Raw genomic sequence first — 6,865 nt, 5'->3', positions numbered from 1 at the left:
GGGGGATCAGGAAGTTGAGCGTGACGGCGGCCCAGGCTGTCAGGATGTAGAAGCCGAGCCGCCTGGCCAGAAACCTCACTTGGCCGCCGCCGAGGCCGGGCTCAGCGCAGGAGGGCCATCGCGGCGTTGTGGCCGGGGATGCCGCTGACGCCGCCGCCCCGGCGGGCGCCCGCGCCGCAGAGCAGGATGCGCTCGTGCTCCGTCTCCACGCCCCAGCCGCCCTCCCTGCCGACCTCGTCGGCGAACGGCCACGTCAGGTCGCGGTGGAAGATGTGGCCGCCGGGCAGGCCCGCCTCGCTCTCCAGGTCCACCGGGCTCTTGGCCTCGACGCACGCCGAGCCGTCGGGGGCGCGCAGGAGGCAGTCCTCGATGGGCTCGGCGAGAACGTGGTTGATCGAGGCGAGGGTGGCGCGGAGGGCGTCCACCCGTGCCCGCTCCGGATCGGCGCGGAACAGGCGGGCGGGCATGTGCAGGCCGAACAGGGTCATCGTCTCCGCCTTGCCACGCAGGTCCGGCCCGAGGATCGACGCGTCGGTGAGCGAGTGGCAGTACACCTCGGCGGGCGGCAGCTCGGGGATCTCGCCCCTGGACGCCTGCGCGTGGGCCCTGGCGAGCTGGTCGCGCCCCTCGTTGATGTGGAAGGTGCCGCTGAACGCGGCCCGCGGGTCCACCGAGGCGTCCTTGAGGCGGGGCAGCCGGCTCAGCACCATGTTGACCTTGAGCTGCGCGCCCTCCGGCGTGCCCGGCTCCTTCCCCAGCACCCTGTCGAGGACCGCCGGCGGCAGGTTGACCAGCACGTGCCCGCCGGTGACGGTGTGCTCGCCGTCCTCCGCGCGGAAGGTGACCTCGCCCGACGGCGAGATGCCGACGATCTCCGCGCCGGTCCTGATCTCCGCCCCCGCCTGTCTGGCGGCCGTCTCCAGCGCGCCGGAGACCGCGCCCATGCCGCCCACGGGGACGTTCCACTCCCCCGTTCCGTCGCCTATCACGTGGTAGAGGAAGCACCGGTTGGCCAGCAGGTCGGTGGCGGGGTCGGCGAACGTGCCGATCAGCGCGTCGGTGAGGACGACGCCGCGCACGGTGTCGTCGCCGAACCGTTCGTCCACGACCTCGCCGATGGGCCGCTCGAACAGGTCCCGCCACGCCTCGGCGCCGACCAGCGCCTCGATCTCCTTCGCCGGACGCAGCTGCTCCAGCATCGTCGGGGCCAGCGCCTGGGCGACTTCCGCGGTCATGCCGTAGAAGGCGGTCCAGGCGCGGTGGTCGGCGTCGCCGCCGGTCACGTCCCCGAAGGAGTCCCTCGTCCGCTGTTCGTCGCCGTTGTCGACGAGCAGGCCCGTCGTGCCCTTGGGGGTGTAGGACGCGTAGCGCCGGCGGCGCAGCTCCAGCTTCAGCCCCAGGTCTCGGACGATCTTCGCGGGGAGGAGGCTGACCAGGTAGGAGTAGCGCGACAGCCGGACGTCCACGCCGGGGAAGGCCCGAGCGGAGATCGCCAGCCCTCCGGCGTGGTCGAGCCGCTCCAGCACCAGGACCCGTCGCCCGGCGCCTGCCAGGTAGGCGGCGGCGACCAGCCCGTTGTGACCACCACCGGCGACGACCACGTCATATGACCCCATTCCGGCACTTTACGACCTCACCACGCCCCACCGTCAACGCCTCGCAGGAGGCGGCGGGCCCGGAGACCGGACGCGGGCCGGCAGGGCCGACCGGCCCCTCCGCCAAACGTCCCCGCCCCCGGTTGATGTGTCAGGGGCGGCTGGCGACGGCCAGGAGGGTGGCGGCGGGGCCCGTCAGAGGGCGGCCTCGGCGCCAGACCGCGCGCAGGTTCCTGACCAGGTTGAGGCCCGCAAGCGGCACCTCGACGAGGCGGCCGGTGGCCAGTTCGGCTTCCACCGCGTACCCGCTGAGGACCGCCGGGGCCACGCCCGCCTGGGCAGCGCCCTTGACGGCCGAGTTCGACCCGAGCTCCAGGCGCGGGCTGGCCTGGTGGAGGCCGGTGAAGGCGACGTCCAGGGTCTCGCGGGTGCCCGAGCCGCGCTCGCGCACGACCAGCGGCGTGGCGGCCAGCTCCGCGCCCCTGAGCACCGTGCGGCGGCGCGCCCACGGGTGACCCGGTGCCACCACGACGACCAGCCTGTCGGTGCCGACCACCCGGCTGGCCAGCCCGTCCGGCACGTTCGGACCCTCCACGAACCCCAGCTCCACGGACTCGGCCCCCGACAGCACCAGAGCGGCCACGTCGGCGGAGTTCAGCACGTCCAGGCCGACCTGGACCCCGGGCTCGCGGGTCTGGAACTCGCCGAGCCAGCGCGGCACCAGGTACTCGGCCACCGTCATGCTGGACGCCACCCGCAGGTGCGCCGCCTCGCTGTGCCGGACGGCCGCGGCGGCCCGCATGAGCTCCTGCGCGGCCGCGAGCACCTGCGCGGCCCAGCCCGCCACCATCTTGCCCTCGGCGGTGAGCGTGGAGCCGCGCGGCGTCCGCTCCAGCAGCGGCAGGCCGAGACGCCGTTCCAGCAAGGCGATGCGCTTGCTCGCCGACGGCTGCGCGATGCCCGCCAGCTTGGCCGCCTGCCCGAGGCTGCCAAGCTCGCCCACGTCCATCAGGAGCTTCAGCGAGTCGAGATCAGGCAGCGCGGTCATAGCCACAGGCTATGACCTCCCAGGCAACGCGCGGCTACCGGGCCTCTCGACGGCCCCGAAGACTGGGATCATGTCTCCTTCCTCCTCCAAGATGTCCTATCTGCCGGGAATCGCGGTGTGCGCGCTGGCGGTGGCGGTCTCCCTGGTGGTGAACCGGTTCGTGCCAGGGCTCAGCCCCGCGACGGCCGCGGTCGCCTTGGGGGCGGCGCTGGCCACCGCCGGGGCGATCCGCGCGCCGCTGCGTCCCGGGCTCCAGTTCGTCGCCAGACAGGTGCTGCGCGCGGCGATCGTGCTGCTCGGGCTGCAGATCGCGGTGCCGCAGGTGCTCGCGCTCGGGTGGCAGGCGCTGGCGGTCGTCGCCGCCGCCACGGGGCTCACGTTCGTCCTCACGCCGCTGGCCGGCCGCCGCCTCGGCCTTTCGCCCGGGACGTCGCTGCTGGTCGCCACGGGCGTGTCGATCTGCGGGGCGGCGGCGATCGCGGCCATGCACGAGAGCGCCGACAGCACGGAGGACGACGCGGCGGGCGCGCTGAGCGTGGTGGTCCTCTACGGCAGCGCGGCCATCGTGGTGCTGCCGTTGCTGGCGTCCTGGCTGGGGCTCTCGCACGACCAGCTCGGGGTGTGGGCGGGAGCGGCCGTGCACGAGGTCGCCCAGGTGGCGGCGATCGGGGCGGGCTCGGGTGTGCTGGCGACGGCGGTGACGGTGAAGCTCGGCCGGGTCGCCCTGCTCGCCCCGATCGTCGCCATCACCACGTCCTTGAGCCGTCCGCACGGCACGCCTGCCACCGCACCGGACGCCGGCACGCCCACTGCCGCACCCGCCGGCAGCCGGGCGTCCGTGGCCGTGCCCGCACCCCCGCGCGGCACCACCCCCGCCCCCTCTGACGCCGTGGCGCCGCCGGCCGGTGCTCCCGCGCCGGGCGGCAGCGGGAAGAGGCCGCCGATCGTGCCGCTGTTCGTGGCCGGGTTCCTGGCGATGGTGGCGGTGCGCAGCACGGGGCTGCTCCCGTCGGTGGTGACCGAGAACGTACCGGCGGTCACGAACGCGCTGATGGCCGCCGCGCTGTTCGCCCTCGGCACCGGGATCGACATGCGGAAACTGCTCAAGGGCGGGCGGGTTATGCTGCTCGGGGGCATCGCCACCGGGCTGATCGGAGTGATCTCGCTGGCGGGGGTGTCGCTGCTCGGGTGAGGTCCAGGTGGACGTGCGGGCGGCCGCCCCTTACCGTGCTCATTTGCAAGAAATATCGTGAAATGTACGGTTTATCGGGCAAGCCACGACAAGGAGCACGAGCCTCACCATGCACAGCACCACCGCCCCTCTTCTCCAGCCCTCCGACGAGGTCGCCGCGGCTCTCGCCAGCGGCGCGCCCGTGGTGGCGCTGGAGTCCACGATCATCTCCCATGGGCTGCCGCAGCCGCGCAACCTGGAGGTGGCACGCGAGCTGGAGGGGATCGTCCGGGCCGCGGGAGCCGTCCCGGCGACGATCGCGGTGCTCGACGGCGTCGCCCGCGTCGGGCTGAACGAGGTGGAGCTGGAGCGCATCGCCACCGAGTCGGGGCTGCGCAAGCTCGGCCAGCGCGACCTGCCCGTGGCCGCGGCGCTGAAGGCGAGCGGCGCGACGACCGTGTCGGCCACCTCGTTCCTGGCCGCCCGCGCGGGCATCCGGATCTTCGCCACCGGCGGCCTCGGCGGCGTCCACCGCGGCTGGACCGAGGACCAGGACGAGTCCGCGGACCTCGACACGCTCGCGCGCACCCGCATCACGGTGGTCTGCGCGGGCGTCAAGTCCATCCTGGACGTCCCCTCGACCCTCCAGCGCCTGGAGACCCGCGGCGTGACCGTCGCCGGATACCGCACCGACACCTTCCCCGGCTTCTACCTGCACTCGTCCGGCGAGCCGATCGACTGGCGAATCGAGACCCCGCAGCAGGCCGCGGACATCATGCGCGGCCAGGACGCGCTCGGCGGGCAGGAGACGGCGCTGATCGTCGCCAACCCCGTCCCGGTGGAGCAGCAGCTCGACCCGGCCCTGCACGACCGGGTGCTGGGCGAGGCGCTGGCCGCCGCCGAGAGCGAGGGCGTGACCGGCCAGGCGATCACCCCGTTCCTGCTCGGCTACCTGGTGCGCGGCACCGACGGCGCGTCGCTGGAGGCGAACCTGGCCGCGGTCCGCGGCAACACCGCCCTGGCGGCCCAGATCGCGCTCTCCTGGTCGCGGCCGTGACCGAGGCGGGCCTGCTGGTCATCGGCGATGTGGTCACCGATGTCGTGGCGATGCACAGCATGCCCGTCATGTCGGGCACCGATACAGCCGCCGACATCGTCCTCCGTCCCGGCGGCTCGGGAGCGAACACCGCGTCCTGGGCCGCCCACCTCGGCGCCGACGTGCGCCTGCTGGCCAGGCTCGGCTACGACAGCAGCGAGTGGCACACCGCCGAACTGGTGAAGACCGGCGTGCGGCCGCACGTCAGCGTCGACGCCGACCACCCGACCGCGGTCGTCATCGCCATGGTCGACGGGACCGGCGAGCGGTCGATGCTCACCAACCGCGGCGCGGGCGGCCGCATCTCCACCGACGACTGGGACCCCTCCCTGCTCGACGGCGTCCGCCGGCTGCACCTGTCGGGCTACACGCTGTTCACCGAGCCGGGCCTCGGCCTGGCCAGGCTGGCCATGGCGGAGGCGGCCGCCGCCGGGGTCGCGATCAGCGTGGACCCCGCCTCGACCGGCCCGCTGCGGGAGTTCGGCGTCGAACGCTTCCTGCGCGAGACATCCCGAGCCGACCTGATCATCCCGAACCTGGACGAAGCCCTCGTGCTCACCGGGGTGCCCACGGCCGAGCGCGCCGCCGAGCTGCTCAGCGAGCACTACGGGCACGCGGTGGTGAAGCTGGGCGCGCGGGGCGCGCTGTCCGCGTCCGGGGGACGTGTGACGGCGACGGTTCCTGGAGCGCCAGCCGAGGTGGTGGACTCGACGGGCGCGGGCGACGCGTTCGCAGCCGGTTTCCTGACAGCATCACTCAATGACGCCGACGAAGGCGCAGCTCTGAGGGCGGGTTGCCGCGCGGGAGCCGCGTGCGTGTCCCTCGTGGGCGGTCGTCCGCGATACGGTTTGGATCTGAAGCGTCTTTACCCTATTCACACCGATTGATAGCTTGCCGCGTAGGCTGCACCAAAGGCCACACGCGTCTCGGTCAGCACCACGCGGCACTCTGGGGAGGATAAGGTCCGCCGATGGAAGTCGAGTCATCGATCTGCCTGAGCGACCTGGTCCCTGCCCTGCGCTGGAGCCGTCCCCAGCAGGTGGCGGAGGCGCTCGGCGATCCGCGCCTGCCGGCCGCGTGGTGGTCTTCGGTGGCGTTGTCGCGGGCGCTCGGCATGACGGGGCTCGACTGGATGTGCGAACGGCTGGCGTTGCTGGCGTCGTCCAAGTGGGAGCACCTGCCGCTGGCCGACCTGCTGCCCGCGCTGACCGTCCACCACATCGACCCGGCGCTGACCGGCTGGCCGGAAGCGACGCGGACGGCGATCATCGGGCTGGGCGGCTGGCAGCGGCTGCGCCGCCTGTCGCCCGCTGATCTGAGCACGCCGTCGGCGACGCCGGAGGTGGTGATCGGGTCGGTCTTCCGCGAGGTGCTGGGACGGATCCTGGTCCAGCGCGACGCGGCGGCGAAGGGCGTCCACCCGGAGGTCACCCGGCCGCTCCAGCGCGGCACCATCCCAGGGCAGCGTGAGAGCGGCCCGCTCGCGGCGGGTGGCCCGCAGACGGGCGGCTTCCCCGCGATCCAGCCCGGCGGCCCGCAGACGGGCGGCTTCCCTGCGATCCAGCCCGGTGGCCAGTCACCGCGCCAGACCGGCTCCTTCCCCGCCCAGCCCAACGCCGCCCAGGCGGGCTCCCCAACGGCTCAGCCCCAGCCGGGCTCCTTCCCGGCTCAGCCCGATAACGGCCGCCAGACCGGCTCCTTCCCCGCACAGCCCGACGCCGCCCGCCCAGGCGGCCCCTTCCCTCCACCGCCGGACTCCGGCCCCCAGACCGGAGGATTCCCCGCCCAGACCGGCGGCTTCCCCGCACAGCCCGACACCGCCCGCCCAGGCGGCTCCCTCCCTCCACCGCCGGACTCCGCCCCCCAGACCGGAGGATTCCCCGCCCAGACCGGCGGCTTCCCCCCACAGCCCGACACCGCCCGCCCAGGCGGCTCCCTCCCTCCACCGCCGGACT

Annotated in this window: 5 protein-coding genes and 1 pseudogene; 4 read left to right on the top strand and 2 right to left on the bottom strand. The window is 73.9% G+C overall.

Annotated elements, in window-relative coordinates:
* Positions 1–101 precede the first annotated feature (101 nt).
* On the bottom strand, positions 102–1,616 hold the full coding sequence (locus tag ABZ297_RS44535) for an NAD(P)/FAD-dependent oxidoreductase (protein ID WP_355359885.1): 1,515 nt from the start codon (positions 1,614–1,616) through the stop codon (positions 102–104).
* Positions 1,617–1,746: 130 nt separating this feature from the next.
* Positions 1,747–2,643, bottom strand: coding sequence for a LysR family transcriptional regulator (locus ABZ297_RS44530; RefSeq protein ID WP_355359882.1), 897 nt, complete (start codon positions 2,641–2,643; stop codon positions 1,747–1,749).
* A 70-nt stretch (positions 2,644–2,713) separates the two neighbouring features.
* Between ABZ297_RS44530 and ABZ297_RS44525 the strand changes: the two genes are divergently transcribed.
* The 4 genes and pseudogenes from ABZ297_RS44525 to ABZ297_RS44510 form a co-directional block, all read left to right on the top strand.
* Positions 2,714–3,835 carry a putative sulfate exporter family transporter gene (locus ABZ297_RS44525; RefSeq protein WP_355359879.1) on the top strand — a complete coding sequence of 374 codons (1,122 nt, stop codon included), beginning with the start codon at positions 2,714–2,716 and terminating at the stop codon, positions 3,833–3,835.
* Between the two features lie 109 nt (positions 3,836–3,944).
* On the top strand, positions 3,945–4,871 hold the full coding sequence (locus tag ABZ297_RS44520) for a pseudouridine-5'-phosphate glycosidase (protein WP_355359876.1): 927 nt from the start codon (positions 3,945–3,947) through the stop codon (positions 4,869–4,871).
* Entirely contained in the window at positions 4,868–5,797 is a 930-nt protein-coding gene (locus ABZ297_RS44515) for a sugar kinase (RefSeq protein ID WP_355359873.1), read from the top strand. Before ABZ297_RS44520 ends, ABZ297_RS44515 begins: the two co-directional genes overlap by 4 nt.
* Positions 5,798–5,880: 83 nt before the next feature.
* Positions 5,881–6,865: pseudogene (locus tag ABZ297_RS44510) on the top strand (hypothetical protein); the annotation flags it as partial.

The sequence above is a fragment of the Nonomuraea sp. NPDC005983 genome (genome assembly GCF_040614375.1).
Classification (GTDB): Bacteria; Actinomycetota; Actinomycetes; order Streptosporangiales; family Streptosporangiaceae; genus Nonomuraea.
This window is presented reverse-complemented; position numbering and strand designations above follow the sequence as displayed.